The organism is Johannesbaptistia floridana (assembly GCF_057440575.1).
Genome location: NZ_JALKVM010000104.1, coordinates 1 through 22,306, shown reverse-complemented (window position 1 = coordinate 22,306; position 22,306 = coordinate 1). Strand labels below are relative to the sequence as shown.

23 protein-coding genes and 2 pseudogenes are annotated in these 22,306 nt (G+C 37.2%); 11 read left to right on the top strand and 14 right to left on the bottom strand.

Annotated features, from left to right (window positions below; translation table 11 throughout):
* From MW688_RS07615 to MW688_RS07605, 3 genes are all read right to left on the bottom strand, one after another.
* Positions 1-351, bottom strand: a 351-nt coding sequence (locus tag MW688_RS07615) for a hypothetical protein (protein ID WP_486735343.1), incomplete at its 3' end; no start/stop codon positions are given.
* 342 nt (positions 352-693) lie between these two features.
* Entirely contained in the window at positions 694-2,244 is a 1,551-nt protein-coding gene (locus MW688_RS07610) for a hypothetical protein (protein WP_486735342.1), read from the bottom strand.
* Between the two features lie 91 nt (positions 2,245-2,335).
* Positions 2,336-3,109, bottom strand: a complete 774-nt coding sequence (locus MW688_RS07605; RefSeq protein WP_486735341.1) for a hypothetical protein — start codon at positions 3,107-3,109, stop codon at positions 2,336-2,338.
* Positions 3,110-3,363: 254 nt separating this feature from the next.
* On the opposite strand from MW688_RS07605, the gene MW688_RS07600 reads away from it, so the two are divergent.
* Positions 3,364-3,528, top strand: coding sequence for a hypothetical protein (locus tag MW688_RS07600; protein ID WP_486735340.1), 165 nt, complete (start codon positions 3,364-3,366; stop codon positions 3,526-3,528).
* 49 nt (positions 3,529-3,577) lie between these two features.
* On the opposite strand, the gene MW688_RS07595 is transcribed toward MW688_RS07600, so the two are convergent.
* Positions 3,578-3,790: a hypothetical protein gene (locus MW688_RS07595; protein WP_486735339.1), complete on the bottom strand. Its 213-nt coding sequence runs from the start codon at positions 3,788-3,790 to the stop codon at positions 3,578-3,580.
* 414 nt (positions 3,791-4,204) lie between these two features.
* On the opposite strand from MW688_RS07595, the gene MW688_RS07590 reads away from it, so the two are divergent.
* From MW688_RS07590 to MW688_RS07560, 7 genes and pseudogenes are all read left to right on the top strand, one after another.
* Positions 4,205-4,486: a hypothetical protein gene (locus tag MW688_RS07590; RefSeq protein WP_486735338.1), complete on the top strand. Its 282-nt coding sequence runs from the start codon at positions 4,205-4,207 to the stop codon at positions 4,484-4,486.
* A gap of 97 nt (positions 4,487-4,583) precedes the next feature.
* Positions 4,584-5,066, top strand: a complete 483-nt coding sequence (locus MW688_RS07585; protein WP_486735337.1) for a hypothetical protein — start codon at positions 4,584-4,586, stop codon at positions 5,064-5,066.
* Positions 5,067-5,211: 145 nt separating this feature from the next.
* On the top strand, positions 5,212-5,703 hold the full coding sequence (locus tag MW688_RS07580; RefSeq protein ID WP_486735336.1) for a 2OG-Fe(II) oxygenase family protein: 492 nt from the start codon (positions 5,212-5,214) through the stop codon (positions 5,701-5,703).
* A gap of 538 nt (positions 5,704-6,241) precedes the next feature.
* Positions 6,242-6,745 (top strand): hypothetical protein, encoded by a 504-nt coding sequence (locus tag MW688_RS07575; protein ID WP_486735335.1) that lies wholly within the window; start codon positions 6,242-6,244, stop codon positions 6,743-6,745.
* Between the two features lie 380 nt (positions 6,746-7,125).
* On the top strand, positions 7,126-8,301 hold the full coding sequence (locus MW688_RS07570; protein WP_486735334.1) for a pentapeptide repeat-containing protein: 1,176 nt from the start codon (positions 7,126-7,128) through the stop codon (positions 8,299-8,301).
* 551 nt (positions 8,302-8,852) lie between these two features.
* Positions 8,853-9,224 (top strand): annotated as a pseudogene (rplV, locus tag MW688_RS07565) (50S ribosomal protein L22); the annotation flags it as partial.
* A gap of 198 nt (positions 9,225-9,422) precedes the next feature.
* On the top strand, positions 9,423-11,192 hold the full coding sequence (locus MW688_RS07560) for a S8 family serine peptidase (RefSeq protein ID WP_486735345.1): 1,770 nt from the start codon (positions 9,423-9,425) through the stop codon (positions 11,190-11,192).
* An 8-nt stretch (positions 11,193-11,200) separates the two neighbouring features.
* Here MW688_RS07560 and MW688_RS07555 read toward each other — a convergent pair whose 3' ends face one another.
* The 7 genes from MW688_RS07555 to MW688_RS07525 form a co-directional block, all read right to left on the bottom strand.
* On the bottom strand, positions 11,201-11,581 hold the full coding sequence (locus MW688_RS07555; protein WP_486735333.1) for a hypothetical protein: 381 nt from the start codon (positions 11,579-11,581) through the stop codon (positions 11,201-11,203).
* 220 nt (positions 11,582-11,801) lie between these two features.
* Positions 11,802-13,121 carry a hypothetical protein gene (locus MW688_RS07550; RefSeq protein ID WP_486735332.1) on the bottom strand — a complete coding sequence of 440 codons (1,320 nt, stop codon included), beginning with the start codon at positions 13,119-13,121 and terminating at the stop codon, positions 11,802-11,804.
* Between the two features lie 161 nt (positions 13,122-13,282).
* On the bottom strand, positions 13,283-13,837 hold the full coding sequence (locus MW688_RS07545) for a TniQ family protein (RefSeq protein WP_486735331.1): 555 nt from the start codon (positions 13,835-13,837) through the stop codon (positions 13,283-13,285).
* A gap of 8 nt (positions 13,838-13,845) precedes the next feature.
* Positions 13,846-14,862: a TniB family NTP-binding protein gene (locus MW688_RS07540; protein WP_486735330.1), complete on the bottom strand. Its 1,017-nt coding sequence runs from the start codon at positions 14,860-14,862 to the stop codon at positions 13,846-13,848.
* Between the two features lie 8 nt (positions 14,863-14,870).
* Entirely contained in the window at positions 14,871-16,406 is a 1,536-nt protein-coding gene (locus MW688_RS07535; RefSeq protein ID WP_486735344.1) for a transposase, read from the bottom strand.
* A gap of 94 nt (positions 16,407-16,500) precedes the next feature.
* On the bottom strand, positions 16,501-17,139 hold the full coding sequence (locus tag MW688_RS07530; RefSeq protein ID WP_486735329.1) for a helix-turn-helix domain-containing protein: 639 nt from the start codon (positions 17,137-17,139) through the stop codon (positions 16,501-16,503).
* Entirely contained in the window at positions 17,136-17,855 is a 720-nt protein-coding gene (locus tag MW688_RS07525) for a TnsA endonuclease N-terminal domain-containing protein (RefSeq protein WP_486735328.1), read from the bottom strand. The genes MW688_RS07530 and MW688_RS07525 overlap by 4 nt, the downstream gene beginning before the upstream one ends.
* Before the next feature lie 95 nt (positions 17,856-17,950).
* Here MW688_RS07525 and MW688_RS07520 point away from each other — a divergent pair, with 95 nt between their 5' ends.
* The gene (locus tag MW688_RS07520; protein ID WP_486735327.1) at positions 17,951-18,289 is read left to right on the top strand and encodes a DDE-type integrase/transposase/recombinase; all 339 of its coding nucleotides are present in this window, start codon (positions 17,951-17,953) and stop codon (positions 18,287-18,289) included.
* A 35-nt stretch (positions 18,290-18,324) separates the two neighbouring features.
* Entirely contained in the window at positions 18,325-18,624 is a 300-nt protein-coding gene (locus tag MW688_RS07515; RefSeq protein WP_486735326.1) for a DDE-type integrase/transposase/recombinase, read from the top strand.
* Positions 18,625-18,678: 54 nt separating this feature from the next.
* Here the strand turns inward: MW688_RS07515 and MW688_RS07510 are convergent.
* A pseudogene (locus MW688_RS07510) lies at positions 18,679-18,784 on the bottom strand (IS6 family transposase); the annotation flags it as partial.
* Between the two features lie 89 nt (positions 18,785-18,873).
* Here MW688_RS07510 and MW688_RS07505 point away from each other — a divergent pair.
* Positions 18,874-19,086: a hypothetical protein gene (locus tag MW688_RS07505; RefSeq protein ID WP_486735325.1), complete on the top strand. Its 213-nt coding sequence runs from the start codon at positions 18,874-18,876 to the stop codon at positions 19,084-19,086.
* 179 nt (positions 19,087-19,265) lie between these two features.
* Here MW688_RS07505 and MW688_RS07500 read toward each other — a convergent pair whose 3' ends face one another.
* Positions 19,266-20,459 (bottom strand): aminoacyl--tRNA ligase-related protein, encoded by a 1,194-nt coding sequence (locus tag MW688_RS07500; RefSeq protein WP_486735324.1) that lies wholly within the window; start codon positions 20,457-20,459, stop codon positions 19,266-19,268.
* A gap of 23 nt (positions 20,460-20,482) precedes the next feature.
* A complete protein-coding gene (locus tag MW688_RS07495; protein ID WP_486735323.1) occupies positions 20,483-21,991 on the bottom strand; it encodes an MBOAT family O-acyltransferase in 1,509 nt (502 codons plus the stop codon).
* Positions 21,992-22,306: the final 315 nt, after the last annotated feature.

The window sequence follows — 22,306 nt, the reverse complement described above, 5'->3', positions numbered from 1 at the left end:
GTCGCCTATATACCAACCATTAGGAGCTGAACCATATCCTGCGGGTGTCCAACTTCTAGCTAGAAGTATTCCCCTAGTAAAAGCTACTGTAAGCACCCCTAGATTATCTTGACCAGCAATGTAGTTTTGCCTAAAAAAGCTAACTTGCGATTCTCCTCTAAATTCAGCTACATTATTGGTTAAAATTAAATCTCTACCTATCAATTCTCCAGTGCGATGTCCTCCACCATCTATTTGAACAGGAGATGGAAGATCAGAAGTCTGAGTGAATGTTGCATCAATCAACAAGAAAGATAAAGTACTAGGAAGAAGTGCCAGGAAGATTTTCTTGTACTTGCTATTTTTATACATAATACTGAGAGTATCTGCAAATCACCGAACTAAACTGTATGACTAAACAAATAAAGTAGTTTTCCTCATTCTATATTATTAAGAAGCTATTTGTAAGAGGCTGTTTGTAAAGTTTTCTCAAGGAGGGGCGATCGCTATTATTTGTTCCTTCGATTGGTTCTGTTGCAAAGAATTATAAAGTATGTAATATTTTTATGTATCTCACGTCTTCTTAAAGAGCAACATCAAAAAGTAATCCAATAAATTCTTTTTTGAGCTACACTATCTCTATTACGAACACCATCAACTTGACCTGGGTTAATTGGCGATCGCGTGCTTGGCTCGCTCCGTTGGAGATCGCATCTACTCCCCATCTATCAAAACCACCCTGATTGGCTCGCCATAATCGTTATAGTCAAGAGTGTAATTGCTACTATTTATAACACGTGGAATAACTTCTTTCCGAAGAATGGGGTCTGACAACCACACATTAAGTTCATCTAGCTCCGATAACGTTTTTCTCTCTACAAACTTGGACTTACCCATAGAGAAAGCCCCCTTTGACCATTTTTTGATGTTAGAAGACACATTGGCAGCTTCATTTGACTCAATATCTATTTTTTCCGGCTTTGATGTCTCTGGGTCATTTTCTGCGGAATTAGGAGAATTAGCTATTTCTGCATTGTCTTGGGTTGGTTCGGTTGGATTTGAATGGGGTTGATTAGAGGTAGTTAGGGAGCGATCGCATTTAAAACTTAAGCTATTTTCTTCTCGTCCAGGTTCGGGAATATCAGCAACAAGACGCATATCAGCAGAGAAGTCTTCCGTTAAAGCTCTTTGATGAGTCAGCAACTGCTTTTGTTCATCCGGCTTAATCTCGATGCCATTATTCATTCTCATAGCAGCATTAGAATATCTCTGGTGCTGCTCATCACGGTATTGTTCCCAAGAGATAGCAATATTAGCCGGATGCTTCTTAAAATGTCTCAGCACATCAGCTTTTTTCTTGCTAATGTCGCCACCATAAGCCTTTTGCCAATCAGTAGCTAACCACAGGACAAAATTAGGGTCAAGTTTGCCATCAATCTTCCAAACGTCATCAGGTATCCAATTATTGAATGCAGTCTTAGATTTACTTGTGAGATTAACAACTTCTGTTTTTGAGGTAATTTCAATATTATTTGATATGGCGCAGGTAGATTTATCTTCAAGATAATCTGTAGGTTCAGTCAAAGAATCTTTTGATTGTCTTGTGCTATCAAAGTTAACTTGACTACCACAAATACTTGAATCTTCTAACTCAAAAATTTCTTCTTTTTCCGAAGGAGAAATATTATTAACTTCTTTATTTAGTTGATCTTCATTATTTATTAGAGTTTGATTTCCCACTTGTGGATGACCCAGATGTGGGAAATCAACATCTGGTAAAGATGTATTCATAGTAGGGGTTTCAGTTACTTTACTATTTGGTTGATTAGTCGTAAATGTTCGAGAAGCTGCATGGGGTGTATGCGAATTGCTGACATATTGATTATCGTCAAGTGCCTTCACAGAAATCTTAGGTTGTTCCTGGACGATAAAATTATTATTCTTGTCTGTGGGATAATTTAGTTGATGGGGAGCTTCATGAAGATTAACTACCCATTCAACAATTTGACCCAACTCATTTCTAATGGCAGCACGAACTAAATAACCAGCCGCTTGTAATTCTTTCAATCCTGACCTAATTGCTGTATGACCATCTTGAAATACTTTTACTAGATGATTAAGATGAACTCTCCAATTATCAGGTTTAGACAGAAGATAAGCAAATATGCCTTTAGCTTTAGCTGTTAGATTTGGATTGTCTAAAAATCCCTTATCAATAATTGTGTATGGGTTGTGTTTATCGTGTTGAACTCTGAATGTAGTCATGGCTTGTTACTAAAAATTTGACATAGGAATCCCCTGAGTAAGAGTGTTACTTCTTACTTCAAGGAGATATTAAAATTGAGCTAATAGGTGACTAGTCGGTGAAGAGAGTTTCACCGATGATAATTTGCCGGATACCTTCCTTATTGGCGAATTGCTTGTCTAACCAAGTCAGCATTTCTCTGGGAAGCTTCTTTGAGTTGATAAGCGATGGTTCAGATAACCACTGCTCTTCTTTAATACCGATTGATTCAAGCCACTTTCGGCAAGCTTTAGTATTCTTGCCAAAGCCATATTTCTTTGCCAGATCGGTTATTCCGATGCCGTCAAACTGTGCGATCGCGTTACCCCGATCATCTACAGTTACCACGGTGGGAACTTCTTTTACTTGAGTAATTACAGCATCGGGTTTACCTAAGACTAGGGCTACCATTTGTGGGGAATGTAGAGTGGCGATCGCCTGGATAGACATCAGCAATCTTTCTTGAGTTTCGGCGAGTTCTAATTGCAGCTTCAGCTTTTGGATTTCTTCAGATTGATTCGAGATGGTTTGAACAGCTTGTTTGGCGATGCGTTCACATTCTAAAAAGTAACGACGAATTTTCGTTCCTTGCTGAGTCCCTGCCATCATCCCTAAAGATTTAAAACAATCAATAGTTAAAGTGATTGTTTCGCTGGGGCGACCGCCTGATGAAGTTTTCAACCGTTTGGTTAAAAAGTCTATATCAAGTTCAAAATGATTAAACAGTTTATTTTTAGCTTTTTGTTTGCTGCTATAACCAATCCATCGCCAAGCATCATCAAAATCTACGGGAAAAGATTCTGTTGAAGAAAGAAGCTTAGTGGCTAACTTTTGCGAGAAGTCCATCTTTTATTGTCCCTCAAAAAAATTCAAAACAATATCTTGGTGTGCATCATCTTGTTTTCAAGAAAGTTATTAAAAGTCCCTGGAAAGAAAACTAGACTAAGACTTTAATACTTTTTTGCTTAAAGATTCTCAGCAGCTTTTTAGCTACTTAAACTCAAAGTAGCATTACTTTAGCTCAATGTCAATTAAAAGTAGCCGTATCTTAGTTAAGTTCAACAATGTAATAATGCTACTGAAGAGTTGATAATAATGTCTTGGCAACTGATAAAACCAGAATTTCTGTTTATCTCGACGCGGCTCTAAAAGAGTGGCTAGAAAGCGAATCTAAAATTAGGAATCGTTCAATGAGCAATTACATTGAAACCATCCTAGCTCTAATTAAAGAAGGAAAAGTAAAAGTAGATGATCGAGATATTTAGTCCATAAATTCTCTCTTCTCAAGAATGAGAGCACTCCTATTTAATCTGTTCATTTCCTTATTTGAGCCTGAGTTTGTAAGTTAGGTTTAACAACCATGTCAATCTGTTCTTCCTCATCTTGGTTTTCTCGGATTTGTTCAAGAGTAGCGCTAATATAGTTACTCATTGAACGATTATTTTGTTTTGCCTGTTGAGCTAACCATCTTTTGAGATCTTTGTTGAGATACACAGAGATCCGTTCTTTATCATCTTTAAGTCCCATAAGCCAGCTAAAGTTCTAAACATTAATTTCTTAATTTTACCTTAAACAGCATTACCTTAACCACTAAAAACTTAAAAGTAATGCTACTATAGAGTTAGTAAGAGTAGAAAGTTTCCTCCTAGTTTTAATAAAAACATCTTTGACCAAAAGATATTAGGAGTTACTTTTTAACTTTTACGAATCAAAACGAAAAGAGAATAGCTATCGCTATCCTCTATCGAAAAACTTTATTTTATTACTTTTTCCATGATGACACAATCAACATCAATTCAACCAACGAGTAAAGTTGGTACTGCATCTACTGCCACTTTGACAGTTCCCAAAACCCGAAAAGTTCAAAACTGTAGGGAGTGCCCCTATTTCACAAACTACAATGAACAATTTGGACGTGGGTGGTGCCAAAAGAACAATTGCATGACGAAGGAACATTCTTTTCCCACAACAGACTGTGACGTAGAAACTCTCAACGTTCCAGATGACTATTTTAGTGTTTCTGTTCACCTAACGAGTAAAGCGGTGGTGGAACAGGACGGATACCCTGTACCTGAAGACAACCGTGTAATCGAAGTCAAAGTTTCTGAAGTGACTGTAGAGGAAATCAAAAAGCCTTTGTCAAGAATCATTGATGTAGAGGCATACAATATCTTCGCCTTCTGGCGAACGGAAATTGAAGACCCTCATGTTTACCAATTTTAATCAATAACCAATAAGTAATAAGTAAGCAATTAACTTTACTTATTACTTATTTTTTCATCCCTACACAGACAAACCCTATAAATATGGTACTAGAATTATGGAACTTGACAAAAACCTCTACAAATTAATATGCGATGACCTTTGGACTGAAATCAAAGAAGAGCTAGAAGAAAAAGGCTGTTATCATACAAGAGCCTTTTTCAGATTACCCCCAGAAGAAGCTGAAGAATGCTCGAATGACCATACGATGCGAGTCATAGTGGAATCTGAAGTTAAAACCGAAACACTGGAATATTTAGTTACCTACAAAGAGGAAGAAGACAGAGGATTTATAGGGATAATCTTCTTGAAATATGACAAAGAAGATTGTCAGAAACTAATTGCAGAAATTATTAAAACAACCAACTCTGATACTTTGATTCTGATATATCAAACATGGGACAACCAGAAAGAAGAATGTCTTTGTATCTTGATTGAAACTGAGAAGGAAAGGTGGAAGAGTGAAACGCCTATCTATGGAATTGATGTATTTACTTCTGTCCCTGATGAACCGGAAGCTTTTGTTCATGTTCAAAGATAAGAGATATTAGATCATGTTCAAGTTCATTCAGAGTAAACATTTGAGCTTAGCCCGTACGTTTTCGGACGGTTACTACTGACGGCTCGATGACAAAGGCAGATTTTATAAGCACAAAAAAAGGCAATTTACATTAGAATTAATTATCATGTTAGAAAAATTTGGAAAAATTCAGGGGCAAAATCTACAAGATTTATATGATTGGTGTCAAAATCATCGATATTTGCTCACCCCTACTATTAGTCGTTATGCTGAGGGTAGAAAAGAGTTATGGATTCGTCGTTATTGTGATTTAAAAAAACAACCAACAATTAGAGAAGGTTTTAGAGATGAGCGTTTAGAAGCTCTTGGTGAGCGAGTTTTACCCAATTTTGACATTGGACTACTATTATTTTACCAACAAGGGGTTAAAATTAACTTACATCGAGACCATACAGTTTTTTCTCCAATTGCTGTTAGCATTAATTTGGGTGAGGCTACTTTTTTAATGGCAGAAATGGTTAAAAAAGGAGAAAAATTACAACCTCAATATTATGATTTAACAGATGGAGATGTTATTAAATTTAATTGTAAGGTTTTGCATGGAATTGAAGCTGTAAATAAAGAGCGTTGGTGTATCGTCTTTTGGCATCTAAAGTAAATATTGAGGAAAGTTAAACAGTCAGTAAATTAGCAGTTTGTTGAAATCGCTCCATAGTCCTAGAACCACGACTAACTTTTCGTGATTGTTATTATTAATCTAAGGTATTTTCAATAGAAGTATTACCCCGCTTGCTTTTGAACTCTCTCGTTTCAAACGAGAGACTAAAAAACCTTGGCGCTGTTGAACTAATAAATTTAGCATGATAGAGGTATCGACAAAAAAGTCTTAGTAAGCTCACGCATTAATTAGAATAAAAATTGCGGGCGCTTTTTTTGTCAGAGTAAGCATTACAGCCTTGGCACGTACACTTTCGTCTCATGGCTACTCAAGGGCGTATCCGAAAAAAACAAGCATGAGTTTGAAATTCTACGTGAGGCAATGGAACATGTTCTTGATTTAGCGTCCTAAGCAAGCTTGCGGTTACTGTGTAATGTGATTATGTTATTATGAAATGAGTGCTGCGGTCTTTTTATCTCATATACGATGTGTTACCGCAACTGCGGTACAATTATAAGTTCGGGAGGAGGATTGTCCCATGACCAATTTGCCGATTAACATCTATCGCGTAGACACTCCTGATGGACTGAAGGATTTGGTCTCGTGCCTTCCCGAGGAGCTCATTTTCCAGCACGGGCTTGTGGCCGAAGCAATTATTGGCGTTCTTCTACGTCCCTTGGAATCGGGTGAGACGATTAGCCCGAGCGTCTTTGCGCGAAATAAGGTTTTCGTCGAATTCATGCACGCGGTGATTGCCCGACATGCCCCTGAATCCCCCAAATTCATCGCCGAGGCGAAACGACAAGACAACGGTTGGGTATATATAATCGATCAGCGAACGCCGACACCGCAAGATGCTGTGCCGCCTGAAGACATTGTTGGTTCGTTTGAAATCAAGAACGGCCAGGTCGTATCTGATTCCTATCAAGCGAATCCTAACCACATGATACTTTCAGAACAAGGGTTCTTTCGCTTGGGACCGGAGTTGCAGCACTGTCTTCTTGAAGAATTGGCCTTGCTTTCGGTTGGCAGCAATTCGTAAGTTGTAACTGGGAAAAATGGTTTTGTTGCCAAAAATATCAGGAGTATAGTAATACGTTAAAATAGGGTATATTGCAAAGAATGATGAAGCATACACGCTTTCTGTGTATCTTGCGCAGTTTTAAGCAGCAACATCAAAAAGCATTTCAATAAATTCGTAATTGAGCTACGCTATCCCTCTAAGAAACAAAAGTCAACTTGACCTTTATTAATTGGGAAATGTCGCCATTTAAAAGGAGATTTGGAGTCCATTAATCAGGTTAAATAAGGCAGTAACGTTTCTATATTTTAACATATTACGAGCGCAACTTGTATTTTTTGCAACAGAACCAAAATTTTAGAATTATGAACGACCAGAAAAAAAGTAAAAAAAGCAAAATTATGATTAATGCTACTGTGCAAGGCATTGAAATAGTAGAAAAAGCTTTAGTAAGACATGGTTTTAATTCACCAAGTTTTTTTGCAAAAAGTAACTATCTAGGAAGATCTTCTGTTAATAAATTTTTTAACAAACAAAAACTTCAGTTAGATACCTTTCAAAGAATATGTGAAGGATTAAAACTACATTGGAGAGAAATAGCAGAAATCAAAGATTCTAAAGTTTCATTAGCATCTCAAAATTCAGAGTCTGTATCTGAAGATATTGAGGGAGAAGAAAAAGTAAATAAAGGCTGGAATCGTACAATAACTATTTCTGAGCATTCAAATATTGATAAATGGGAATTAGTTAAAAATATTAAGGAAAGAAAACTTGAAAATTATAGTTTACGAGAAACTGACTTAAGTGATTCAGACCTAAGTTGGGCATACCTGAGTGAAGCTGACCTGAGTGGGGCTGACCTGAGTGGGGCTGACCTGAGTGGGGCTGACCTGAGTGGCGTGAGGGGAGCTGACCTGAGTGGGGCAAACCTGAGTGGAGCAAACCTGAGTAGAGCACGCCTGAGTGGGGCTGACCTGAGTGGGGCAAACCTGAGTGGAGCAAACCTGAGTGAAGCACGCCTGAGTGGGGCTGACCTGAGTGGGGCAAACCTGAGTGGGGCAAACCTGAGTGGGGAGAGTTGGGGAGACCTGATTGAGGAAGACGAGCTGTGTATTGTTGTAAAGCTAAATCTAGAGCTGAGTAGGGCAAACCTGAGTGGGGCAAACCTGAGTGGGGCAGACCTGAGTTGGGCAAACCTGAGTGGAGCAAACCTGAGTGGGGCAAACCTGAGTGGGGCAAACCTGAGTGGAGCAAACCTGAGTGGGGCAAACCTGAATTACTCAGATCTGAGAGAGTTAGACCTGAGTGGGGCAGACCTGTTTATGGCAAACCTGAGTGGGGCAAACTTAAGTGAGGCAGACCTGTTTATGGCAAACCTGAGTTGGGCAGACCTGAGTGAGGCAAACCTGAGTGAGGCAAACCTGAGTTGGGCAGACCTGAGTGGGGCAATTGTAGAAAATGCTCGATTTATTAAGACTAGAGGCATAGATAAAGAACAAAAAATAGACTTAGAAAAACGAGGTGCTATTTTTGACGATTTTGAAAAATCTCCAGAAAAAGTTAACTCACGACTATAAAAGTATATAACTATATTTTTATATGTAGAACTAGTAGCGGTTTTTGAATGAGGCGGAGTTAAAATTTTAATGCACAAGGCTGAACTTGACCTTCAACAAGTTGTAATCAAGCTACTTATTGTTATCATTCATACTTTTCGGCAAGATTTCTTATTTCAATGCACAAAAAATTTAGGTCTGTTGTCTCAAGACCTTTGGAGCTATTCAATTTTAATCATCTAAATGTTACAAAAATGCCGTAAATTAATAATCGTGTAAGCTAAACTTTTCAAGGCATAATGCAACTTTCATCAAAACTGTTTTTAGGTGAAAATTAAAATGACTATTGTGCTTTTATTATAGATTAGCTTAAGCCCTTATATCAATAGCTTTTCATCCAAATTTATCATCTCTCAAAAACTCGCTACCAGTTCCTGGTTTAAAAACACAGGGCCTTCAACATCATTGACTTTCTGTAACAAACCTTTAGTATGTATCAATATGCGCCGCTTTCGTCTATACTGAAACAGAATAAATAATATAAATTTCTCGAAAATTACCGTAATTGATTTATGTCAGTTAGTTTAGACAAGGAAGTAAGAGCAAAGGAAGTAAGAGCAATTGCACGTTATGTCAGAATGTCTCCTTCAAAAGTGAGGAGGGTTCTTGATCAAATTAGGGGACGTTCCTATAAGGAAGCCCTAATCATGCTAGAATTTATGCCTTATCGTGCTTGTGAACCAGTTAAAAAAGTACTACGCTCTGCTGTAGCCAATGCTGAACATAATAATGGACTACAAAAAACAAATCTATTTATTAGTCAGGCTTATGCGGATATGGGGCCAAGTCTAAAGCGATATCGACCTAGAGCGCAGGGTCGAGCATATCAAATTCGTAAACCTACCTGTCATATTACGATAGCAGTTTCACCTAATGAACAAGAAAATGGTTTCAATGGCTCAAGCTCTAAACCTGAATCTAATCGAAGAAAACAATCCAAAAGAACCCAGAAAACCTCTAATTCAGCTATAAGACCCAAACCCATCACTCAACTAAAAACCTCAAGTAAGTCCGATCATCAAGTTACTGACGATTCCCAGAAATCAAAAAAATATGAGAATTCACTTTATGACAAGGGCTTTATGAATAAAATAGATCCCAAATTAACTATAGATTTCGGAATTTCTGATGAAAATGATTTAATAAATATTTCAGAAACATCGGAAATGAAACACCTAGATATGCTCATCCGTTTAGTTGAGCCGCAGTGGGATTCAAGTGACATACCTGACTATAAAGAAATTTTCAAATTAGGTCGCAGTGTTGGCTGTGTAGGAACTATTAGAACAGTTAAGGCATTACAGGAAGATCCTAATATTGTATTTGTTCAAGCGAGCAGACCCGGTTTTCAAGAGACTACCTCTACCTCGTCTGATTCTCCATCTAGTATAAATTCGATTCCTGAATCTGTTAATGCTCACAGAATTCACAATGAAATTGAAGAAAGAGGGGATCAAGCATTAATCGCTATCATAGATACTGGTATAGATGTATTACATAAGGCATTTCGAGATTCTTCTGGTCAAAGAACAAGAATTCTTGCCATTTGGGATCAAACTGATTCTTCGTGGACTGGTTCAAATCCGACTCCAATGTGCCGTTTCGGGCGAGAATATACTGATGAAGATATTTTAAGCTTTATTGAAGAAGGTCAAGCTCCAAATAATTTACGAGATCCAAATGGTCATGGAACTGGAGTTGCCAGTGTTGCTGCTGGTAGAAGTTCGGGATCTTTTTCAGGAGGCATAGCACCAGAATCAAAGATTTTAGTCATTATTATCGATCCTCTTCTTGGTCTAGAAATGGGATTAGGTTCTGCTCTTAACTATATCAATCAATTTTCTGCTATGGAAGGAAAAGAAAACCTACCCACCGTTATCAACATTAGCCAGGGTAAAAATATCGGACCCCATGATGGAAAAGACAATCTTGAGTTTACCATTGAAGAAGTATTAGAAAGTGGAAAGAAACCGGGTGTTATCGTCGTTAAATCTGCTGGCAATGATCGTAAAAAACAAAGACATACAGTAATTTCTCTCATTGAAAAAGCCTCAGAGCAAATTCAATGGTATCAAGAAGATTACAAAAAGGAACAAGAACTAGAAGTATGGTTTGACTCTAACCATATTGTAGAATTTGTGGTTATTAGCAATTCAAATTCTGAACGCAATAGAGAATCAACACCATCTTTTACTTGGGATTCACGACAAAGGCAATTACAATACACTTTTCGCCGGACCGGAGATTTATGTATTATGGAATATGTAAGAAAACATGAATGTAATGGAGATTCTTTATTACAGATAAAAATTAAGAGAGAAGATGATCGTTATATTAGCTCAGGTTTTTGGGCAGTTAGAATAACTAAGACAAATATTTCCACTACTGAAAATAATAAGGCTCATGTTTGGATTGATGTTTTAGGAAATGACAAAACTACTTATTTCACAAGCGCTGATGAGTTTGTTACCTTATCTACACCCGGAACTGCTCAAAATATTTTAGTTGTTTCTTCTCATGATGAAAATTCTTCTAAAGGACGCACACGCAACAATGGTGAAAAGCCCGAAATCTCAGTCCCTCTTATTAATGTAAATGTGGCGATGGCTGGAACTGTAAATGGTATAGTTTCAATGACTGGTACTAGCTTTTTTGCCCCTTTTGTTACTGGATCTCTTGCTTTGTTATTATCTCGAATGAATAAATCTGAATCAGCCACTATTTATAATTCAAACGAAATAAAGTCGCTAATTGTGGGAGCCATCGCTCAAGAGAATGGTCACTATGATGAAGCTTTAGGATATGGCTCTCTAGATGTTTATAGGCTTTTCAGACAAGCTGGATTAATTTAGCAAGAAAATTACTGAGTTTGAGGGATAATTTGATCAACGGTTAGTTCAATAGTCCGTCTCAGAAGTTCTGGATTGACATCAGAAGATTCAGACAAGGAATCGGTATTAAGCTGAATAATGACTGTTAATTCTTGAGTTGTGGGTTCGCATCCTTTATCTTCTTTGAAAGTATTATAAGCATTTAATCCTAATCCTGTTACGGATACAGCTAGAGATGCAGCAGCAATTCTTGTTCTGATATCTTCGTTTGTGGATGGGGGAGATGCTTCCAATATTTCATTTACTGATTGGACAAAATCAACACGAAGCTCTTGCCAATCGTCATAAAATTCTTGGGCTAATTGTTCAGCTACACTGCGAGCTAAAGACTTTTGTTCCTGTGAAAACATATAAATTTCGGTAGTGTGTATATTTTGATTTTTTTACATAATAATAGATTATTAGATTTCTTGGTTCTGTTGCAAAGAGCTATGAAGTATGCAAAATATCTGTGCATCTCGCGTAGTTTTAAGCAGCAATATAAAATAGTGATTCAACAAATTTTATTTGAGTTACACTATCTCTATGACCAAAACCATCAACTTGACCTTAGTTCATTAGCGATCGCATCTACTCCTCCTCTGTCAAAACCACCCTTATTGGAGTGCCATACTCGTTATAGTCAAAAGTATATTTACTGCTATTCATAACACGTGGCATAACTTCTTCCTTAAGTATAGGGTCAGCAAGCCAAGCATTCAATTCCTCTAATTCGGAAATAGGTTCTCTATCGGACGACTTGCACTTGCCCATAGAGAAAGCTCCCTTTGCCCAGTTTTTGATACTAGAAGACACATTAGCAGCATTATTTGACTCAATATCTATTTTATTAGGTTTTGATGTCTCAGGGTCGTTTTCAGTGGGATTAGGAGGATTAGTAATTTCTGAAGTGTTTTGGGTAGGTTCGGTTGGATTTGATTTAGGTTGATGGGGGAGATTTATTTGGCGATCGCATTTAAAACTTAAGCTCTTTTCTTCTCGTCCTGGTTGAGGAATATTAGCAACAAGACGCATATCAGCAGAGAAGTCTTCCGTTAAAGCTCTTTGATGAGTCAGTAATTTCTCTTGTTCATCGGGAGCGATCGCCACTCCATTATTCATCCTCATCGCAGCATTAGAGTATCTTTGGTGCTGTTCATCACGGTATTGCTCCCAGGAAATAGCAATATTAGCTGGATGCTTCCTAAAATGCCTAAGAACGTCTGCCTTTTTCTTGCTAATATCGCCCCCATAAGCCTTCTGCCAATCAGTCGCCAACCAAAGCACAAAATTAGAGTCAAGTTTACCATCTATCTTCCACTCCCCTTCTGGTATCCATGAGTTAAATGCTGTCCTAGATTTACTTGTGCGTTTTACAACTTCTGTTTTTGAGGTGATTTCAACATTATTTGATATGGCGCAGGTAGATTTATCTTCAAGATAATCTGTAGGTTCAGCTAAAGAATCTGTTGGCTGTTTTGTGCTATCAAAGTTAACTTGACTACCACAAATACTTGAATCTTCTAATTCAAAAATTTCTTCTTTTTCCGAAGGAGAAATATTATTAAATTTCATTAATTGTTGATTATCATTATTTATTAGTGTTTGATTTTCCTCATGTGGATGACCCAGATGTGGAAAATCAACATCTGGTAAAGATGGTTGTGTGGCAATAGTTTCAGTTACTTTACTCTTTGGTTGAATAGTAGAAGTTGTTTGAGAAGCTGTGTGGGGTGTATGTGAGTTGCTGACATCAGGATTATCGTCAAGTGCGGACACAGAAATCTTGGTATGTCCCTGGACGATAAAATTATTATTCTTGTCTTGGGGATAATTTAGTTGACAAGGAGCTTCATAAAGATTAACTGTGGCGGACTTGTGGGTTCGCGCATAAAGTGAAATTTCTCCCACGAATTTCCGTCATTTCAGGCTGCACTTTTCGCGCATAAAATGAAATCGACTTCTACCATTCGGATTCACCTCCATAATCATTTCGCACATAAAATGAAATTGTGTGCCACGATTATGATTCTATTTTCCTCATAATTCAAACAAATTTCTGCCAAAGAAAGCTAATTAACTATACTTACCAATCTAGATATATATGCAAAATGTTTTAGTTGTTCTAAAGAAGCTACTTTAGTCTTCTGATGACGAAAATCAAAACCGCATCGACAGCGAGTTACTTCAGCTCTAACCCAAGAAATCTTTTTTTGACAGGAAGCACATGAAGTAATCAACAAACATTGATGAACATCACAAATACCAGCCAAATTCCAATCCCATACTTGTCTACAATAAGGAGACTCTAATAAGCATAAAGGACAAAGAGTAATTGCAGTTTGATAAAAATCATATGGAACCGGATCCATAATCTTGGCCAACTGAAGAGAAACTAAAATCATTATTTTTAACTGTTCATCACTCAATTGAAGCAATTGGCTCAGACGAGAAGGTTGATTAGGTTGAGCGGAGAAATGAATAATTCGATTTAGCGGTAAACCTGCCAATTGTAAAATCCAGTTGGGGGAAGAATAATAGTTACTTTGAGCTAACCGAATCAGATAACCAGCTAAACTTTCATCTTCATAAGGGGGCGGAGTTCTTAAAAGTAATGGGGTAGACATTGCCTGATTTACCTAGTTTTTAGGACTTGAGAAGACTTTGATGAAAAAGACTTCGACTTAATCCGCTTTGATGTTGCGCCAACTTCACAATCAGAGTTGGTAGATAAAAATTCTTTCAACTCAAATTTATCACTGATAAAAGGATTGATTTTATCTGGTTTATCTGCACGAACGGATTTATCAAAAGCCTCTGCTAAAAGATTCAGACTAAGTCTCGGTTGATTTTGCTTGAGAGCTAAGTAACTCCCATACCTAATTAGCTTCATCACATAAGCGATAATTCCATCAGAAGCATAGTAAAGCCGAATGGCTATATCTTCTGAAGCTAAGTTTGATGGTTCAGCCAAAGGTAAGTTTGACTCTAATAGATGTAAAAAAGTACGAAACTCCGCTCCACTATCTTCTTGCCACACAAAAGGACGCAGATAATGGCGATGGGCAAAGCGGCGACTGAGTTGGGATTGAGATTTGAGTTTGAGAACCTGTTCTGATTCAGGTAAACCAATGAGAATAATTGGTAAATTTGTGTCTAAAATAAGAGTTTTTAGCCAATCTGAAACAGTTTTCAACACTCGCTCCGAATCACGGTCAATAAAGTGTTGAAATTCATCTAAAATGATTAATTCAACTCCACAATCTTGGAGTAAGCCAATTAAACGAATGGTTTGATTGCCTACGCTACCTTTATCATAAGCAGGGTCCCCTAATTGCCATAACATTTTGGTGACAACAGTTTTAACGGTTGCAGGTGCCGGAATTGTTACAGCGAGAATCGGTACAATTGTTCCTTCTCTGGTAACAAGTCTTGGATACTTTTGGGCATAAGTCTTGTAAATTGTAGTTTTACCGACTCCTGTTTGACCACTAAGAAACAGACATTCTGGTTCATCCTTACCAAACGAAAAATGATGACAATAGTCTATAGCCATCAAGGTTTCTTGAAAACGAGGATACATAACGTAGATGTTATTAATAACTTGTAGCTTTTCAGCTAAAGTCTTTTGTGCCAGTACTGTTTCGGTCATGTCCATCTTTACTTACCTCCTGTTGGTAAACCAATACTCACCCCCCAACCCGTCAAATCTGGCTTCCACTCATCAGGTGTAGAGACATGTTCCGACTCAGGAGATTGAGGAGCTGATTGCTCGGAATTAACCGATTTTGAGGATTTCTTGACGGTTGATTTATCTTTTGATTTCTTGCAAGAAGATTTTTCAGTCTCAATAACTTGTACTATTTCATCCTGTTTCGATACCTCAATGGTTTGTTTATGAGTATCTGACAAGTTAGACTCTTGATTGTAAGCATTACCCAAAGCTGAGATCCCCATAATTGAGGGGCTAGGTTGAAAGAAATTGGTTAACTGTCGGTCTGTTTCTGGGGTAGTAATCTGAGGTTGTTTCTTTGTGGAGGAAAATTCTGACCCTTTATTTTCCTCTAAGCCAATTCCCAACCATCTGGCCATTGATTTGCGAGTTGTTCCTCGATGTGATTGTTGCCATTCACGGTCAACAATTTCTTGAATTTCTTGTTTAGCTAAAGCTAGAGCGACAATATCTACTCTTTTAGCGGAACTAGCTGCCAAGTTTTTGATGACTCGATGTTGCCAAAGGGTTAAACCTAGAGTATATTCCTGATTTACCGAAGGTACCTCCATAAACTGATAAGTAGTCGGGTCAAGAACATAGATGGTTGATAAATCGGTTGGGTCATACTTAATGGTGGCTTTTTCTTTCGGTCCTTTACCGTCTTTTCTCCTGTTATCTTCTGGTTCGTAATGTGAGCGAAGTCGAGCTAATTCGGGACTGTTGTAATAAAGACCATTCAACTCCACTCCTTTTCGGGAAATAACCCGCTTTTCCATGGCTCCTACTAACACTCTTAAGTCTTGAAGGTTTTTTGGTAAGGTAGGAGGACAAACAACGCTTGCTTTTGACCAAACTTCAGCTCTCGGTGTTAATAATTGAGGATGAGAACTTTGATTATGAATATCGATAATGAAGATGTGAAGCATCTCTTGTAAGGCTTCTAGAGAAACTACCGCATTTTTTCTCGGGTTATAATTATACTCTTTGGTAAATTCCTGTAAAAAGTTCCCTGGTTGCCCTTTCAATAGTTGAGTATTGTAACTACCAAATGTCCTTTCTACACTACTTTTATACCAAGGCATATAAGGAGGCGTATATTGAATCGTTATCCCTAATTGTTGACAAGCATCTTGAAAATGTTTGCTATAGAACTCTTTCCCGTTATCCACCACCAGAACTTCCATTAGTCCATAAACATTCCACTCTTTTTTGACTGAAGGAAACTTTTCCAATACATAGTCTTTCGGCCGAATCGCGTGGAGAAGACACTGCATGACCGAAATAGAACTAAAAGGCTCAAAACTAAGATAATAACCAACTATCATACCTGAATATTTATCCACTGCACTAGTCAGAGAAGGTGTACCAATGGGCATTCTAGTTTCACTATCAACTACGAAAAAGGGTAGTAGTGTATGGTCAATTTCAACCCGTTCCCCTGGACGAGTTGGTCTTGGTCCTTCTTGAACTGGGTCATAGATTAAACTGGCAGTTCTTTGACCATAACGACTAATAGCTTTGTCAATGGGATCTAACTTTTCAATTTGGCGATAAACAGTTGAACGATGGGGAATTTTAAGAGGAATTTGTAGAGAGTGATTTTCTTAAGACATTTTCCTTCTGGATGCGACAAATAATGGCATCATAAACACTGGCAACACTGGGACGAGATTCATTCAAATACACCAATGACACCACTTCAGAAATCAATTGGTGTACGTAGGGCGTAATTTTAGGATTATAGTTTCCCCTTTCTCGATATCTGGGAATGAGTGAGCGAATGTCACCGCCACTGTGGTGATAATCTTTGAGCCAACGGTAAAGAGTAATGGGTGAGGGTGGATGCGAATCTTCAAGAAAGAGCGCAACGGAGCGAATAATTGGGTTCAGGCATTCAGGAGTATAATTTTCGGGGGTTTGGTCTAAAACTGCTTTGATGTACTTCTCTTTTCTCTGAGCTTTAGCTTTTAAAGACTCAGGAATTTGAGTTAAATCTGTTGATAGATAGGATTGAAGTGTTTTGTCTTCTACAGGATCTTTGAAGGTTAATTCATGGGCAAAAAATGATTTAACTAGCTGGTTTTCGGTTAACCAAGTTGTTTGGAGCGTGGATTCATTAAGCAGTTGAAATCTATTGTCTACCTTCTTTTTGATGACATATTTACAGTTGTTTAACCAGAAATGAACTCCTGTGGCGAATCGGACACTCGTCATTTTAATAATTCTCCACTAATATTCCTGGAAGATAAGCTAATCTGGTTTTGAGCAATTAGTTGATTCCTTAAATCAGTTTCCAAAAATCCCAGAAAAATTAATTTCAACAACATGGCTCTGGTAATTCCTTGGGGTTGTAAATGCTTTTCTGCATCTAATATAGGGATTGGAGACTGATTAGTAAAGTATTGATGACAAACAATTAGGTTTTGAAGCGTTAAAGGAATCTGTGCATATCGGTAGAGTAATTTCAGGTTACTGAGGAGAGGTTCTTTTTGAATCATTTTATCGGTGATAACGACAAATTCCCAGCCAAGGGATTGACCTAGATTGGTTATGGCTTCAAATAGCTGTAAATTTGTCTCCTGATTAAGCCTTTTTTCTGGCTTGATTTCGACAATTTGCTCTGTTGAGGGTCGTTGGACTAAAAAATCTGGGGTATATTGCCGGAGTTGATTATCAAGCGTATAGGATATTTTCAGTGGTTGGCTACGGTAGGAAACTACATCTGGGTCAATCTCTAGCAGATACATATAGTCTCTTTCATTGAGAGACTCATAGCAAATAAGGGATTGCATCTTGAAACTGAAGAATTTGCCAATATTCTTCTTTGAGCCTCTGTTGGTAATTTTACGTGCCTCTGTTGCCAACTTATTTCCCTTCCAAATGATTAAGATATACAGTCTGGCAAGAATAATAATTCTTTTCTGTCTCATGGCACACAATTTCATTTTATGTGCGAAATGATTATGGAGGTGAATCCGAATGGTAGAAGTCGATTTCATTTTATGCGCGAAAAGTGCAGCCTGAAATGACGGAAATTCGTGGGAGAAATTTCACTTTATGCGCGAACCCACACGCCACACCTAGAGCAATTGCAGAAGAATTAGGAGAAGAAGTAATTCATCAACAAGTTAACTGTCAAGATAATCCAATAGAGCAAAGTCATCGAGGAATAAAACAGAGATACTATCCGATGATGGGATGGGGAAATTTTGAATCAGCCCAACGATTTTGCCAATTATTTGAAGAAGTAAACAACTTCTTCAGACCTCAAATATTTATGGGAGAATTCGTGTCTTTATTTAATAGAAGAAAAATCTTTTTAGAGAGAGTTAATCTGTTAAAAGAAATTTTCAAAGCAGCTTAGGTAAAAATAGGAAGAAAGGGTTCTTTAGTCAATTTTTGTCAATTTTTGAGAACCCATTTCTGACACTTTCCCTGAAAGAAGAAGGAAAGCTTGATGAAAGTAATAAATTGAGGCGTGTCAAATACCTAAATAATAAGATTGAACAAGACCATCGAGCAGTAAAGAAAATAACGAATGCTGCACTAGGCTACAAATCGTTTTATACAGCTTGGCGAACCATAAGAGGAATTGAAATAATGCACGCGATTAACAAAGGTCAAGTTGATGGTGTTGGTAATAAAGACAGTGTAGCTCGAAAAGAATTTGTTGAATCACTATTTGATGTTGCTGTTTAAAAATACGCGAGATACATAGAAATATTGTATGCTTCATAACTCTTTGCAACAGAACCGACAAATCCCTATAGCTTAAAGGATAGCGAAGATACCAACGCACATTAAGTAAGATTATTTCTTTTTGGAAATGGCGCCATTTGAAGGGTTGTTTGGGATTCATCAATCAGGTTAAATAAAGCAGTCGCGCCCCTATATCTTAACATATTACGAGCACGACTTATATTTTTTGCAACAGAACCATCATTTTTCATGGTGAATTTTTCTCATCAATTATTACAAAAATGCCGTTATCACTATCATCAAGATTTGAGTATTCTTGATCTCAAAGCCTTTTATCGGGGCTTTAAATACGTGGATGAGATGATAAAAATGCTTCCTCAAAAACCAGAAGCAATTTTTATTTCTCGGCTGATAAATAGAGTGGTGAATATTGGAGCAATACATCCGCTTAATCTCATTTGAGTATAAATGAAATTAATAAAAAATGCAAAAAATTTTGTCAAATCAACCGAAAATTTTTGACAAATAGTACTTTTTATGATCCTTTTTTGGCGAAGGTATTGTTCTGTTGGTAGTTTCATAAATTTCAAGGAAATTCAATGAGGTTAAGCCTAAACAGACAAGGACACTTCTTTACATTTCTAGGTGAAAATTGCTTTTCGTAAGTCATCTGGCCAACGTTCACCATCAAAACCGTGTTGAGTAAACGCAGCTAAAACCCATCGCTCAATACCTATGCCAACACAAGAAGTCATAGCAATTTCTTTATCTGCCGTTCTAATATTAAACCGGTCACCAAAAAACTGACCATGCATATTAATCGACCCTGCCGCTATTTTTCGATCTTGGCCATTCTTGCCAGACCCAATGGTCAAGCAGACTTCATATTTAGACTCCATCGTCTGTTGCCAGAATGCTTTTGTAGCAGACACGGTAGCAAAAAATGGATCAGTTGCCACTTGAATTTGACACTCAAGATCAAACATCTTCACTAAGTCCGTAATAGCCGTCATTGCTTGAGAACGGGCATTGAAGATAAAATCTTCTGAACCAATAAAAACAAGTTCTCTGACATTAAACTCCCAAAGTCGTTCTAATCCTGTAAGATTACTAGATTCATTGCGAAATACTCGTCCAAGCCACGTTAGAGCTAAACCGTTCGTCTTTATCTCTTGATTTTGTAAGGTTCTGTAACAAGGTAAACAAGCAGCTGGGTTCAAGCAAAGATGAGGCCTTTGTAAAGAATTTTGGGATAATGTTGTCAAATCTCCACTAACACCCTCTTTTTGTCGGAAACTCTCAATAATATCTAAATCATTTACAAGGTGAGTTACCATCGTCACATTATTAGGGTGAGAGTCAAAATAACCACAACGAGCTAAAGTGGTGGCGGGAATAAAAGCAGGAAAACTGCGGTCAACTGCATGGAAACGTTCATGATAGATCTTTTCAAATCGTGCATCAATGATACGGGCTAACTTCAAGGCAGGACCTGCGAAACCCACCGCCCCAAGACCAATATCAAATAACCAACCTCGCTCCATCAGAGATTCAAAAACTCTATCAATTAGCAAACCAGTCTCAATACGATTTGTCAGAGAATAAATCTTTGTCTCTGACTGACGATGATTTTTAAGCATCATGTCTAAAAAACGATAGGTTTTATCCTTAATAATTTGTGGATCTATATCCTTAGCAATTTTAACTACTGCTTTAGTGCCATTTTTATTAATATTAAACTCTTGAATATGAGGAGAAACAAATGCTGATTCTTTTTTCAGCGTTGCTGCGAACTCTTCATCAACAAATTTCGGCAAATTGATCTCGAAATACATAATTTAACTCTTCAACTTGATTTTTAAAATTGGTAATAAATAAATGGGGATTCGCTGGAGGAAAAAAGCAAAGAAATTGCGAATAATATTCCGCTAAATACCATCCAACCATAATTAGGTTGCCAAGCTAACCATGTGGGCCAGTTAGTGTTTTCTGATGACAGTTTATCACAACTAACGGAACAAAAACGCATTATTTCTTGTGTGTTGGGCGCAATTAAGGCAATGGAGAACAAGATTCCTATCCAAGTAAATGCTCCTATATCTACTAAGGAAACATTTTCTACTAATATAAAACCTTGTAAGCCCATCATTGTCTTGAACATAATTATAGCAGACTCTACTGATGATGCTCGGAAAAATACTAGGCTAAAGAGAAATACTAAAAAAGTAAACCCCCATGCAAATACTAATGGTAGTTTCTTTTGAGAATTCTGAGTCCAAGCATGATTAACCGTTAATGCGACACCATGGATCATTCCAAAAATAACAAAAGTCCAACTAGGCCCATGCCATAAACCAGCAACGCTAAATGTAAGTAGTGTGGGAAATGCCACTGCCACAAGGAATTTTTGTTTCTGATTATATCTTCTCAAGATACTGAGACGCATGGCACTCAAAGCCACTGGTGTATAAATATAATTAGTAAAAAACCGAGTCATTGTCATATGCCAACGTTGCCAAAATTCAATAATACTGGTTGCTTTCAGTGGAGAATTAAAATTAAATGGAAGTTTAATTCCCAAGATAAATCCGAGGGCAAGTGCCATATCGGAATAACCTGAAAAATCAAAATATAATTGAAGCGTATATGAGACAGAACTAATCCATGCTTGAAGGGGATGAATAGATAAGCCATTAGCTACCGCATCAAAAGCATTGTTGGCATAAGGAGCAATACTATCAGCTAATACCAGTTTCTGAAAAAGGCCAAATGAAAAATAGCTTAGGCCAATAAGCAAACGCTCAATATTAAAACCAAGATCATTTTTATACTGAGGAAAAATTTCTTTTTGTAAAACAATAGGTCCAGCACTAATGTAAGGAAAAAAGCATGTAAACAGTAGATAATTGCGAAAATTTTGCTGTGTCGCTTGTCCATTAGAGACATCAATTAAATAACCAATTTGAATAAATGTATAAAAAGAGATACCTATGGGAAAAATAAGTTTAAGTAATTCTAGATTGTAGCCAAAAACAAAGTTTAAATTAAGTATGACAAAGTTGGCATATTTGAAATAAATTAAAATTCCTAAATTAGCTAAAATTCCGATCATCAGTAAAGTTTTTACATAACCCTGATTCCCACTTTCATTAGAGAAATGTATCAGGCGACCAATGACAAAATTTAATAGTGCTGATACTATCAAAAGAATCAGAAAATCCACTTGCAAAAAGCCGTAAAAGCTTAGAGATGCTATGACAAGCCAAGTGAATACTCCATTTCTGCCGAAGAAGCGATCCGATAGGTAAAAACCGATCAGGATTAATGGAAAAAATAAAAAAAGAAATTTAGTTGACTGAAATAACAAATTATTAACTCCTATTAATTAAAATGATTCAGAGGCTGTTTGAAAAGTTTAGAAGTGGATTAGATATTCTTCTTACCATAATATGAATCATACTGGCAAAAATCCTCATTTCACTTGTATTCGGCAAAAATTAATGATCTTTACATCTTTGCTATACATCAAGACTTTTCAAACAGGTTCTAAAACTCAAATGTGGTTCTGATTGAGGCAACCCAAATAGTATGATTATCATTATCATGGTTGGGATTTAAGACAACATAAGGTTCTGTCGCAAAAAATTTGAAAGAGTACAATCATCCTACATCAATCTAACTT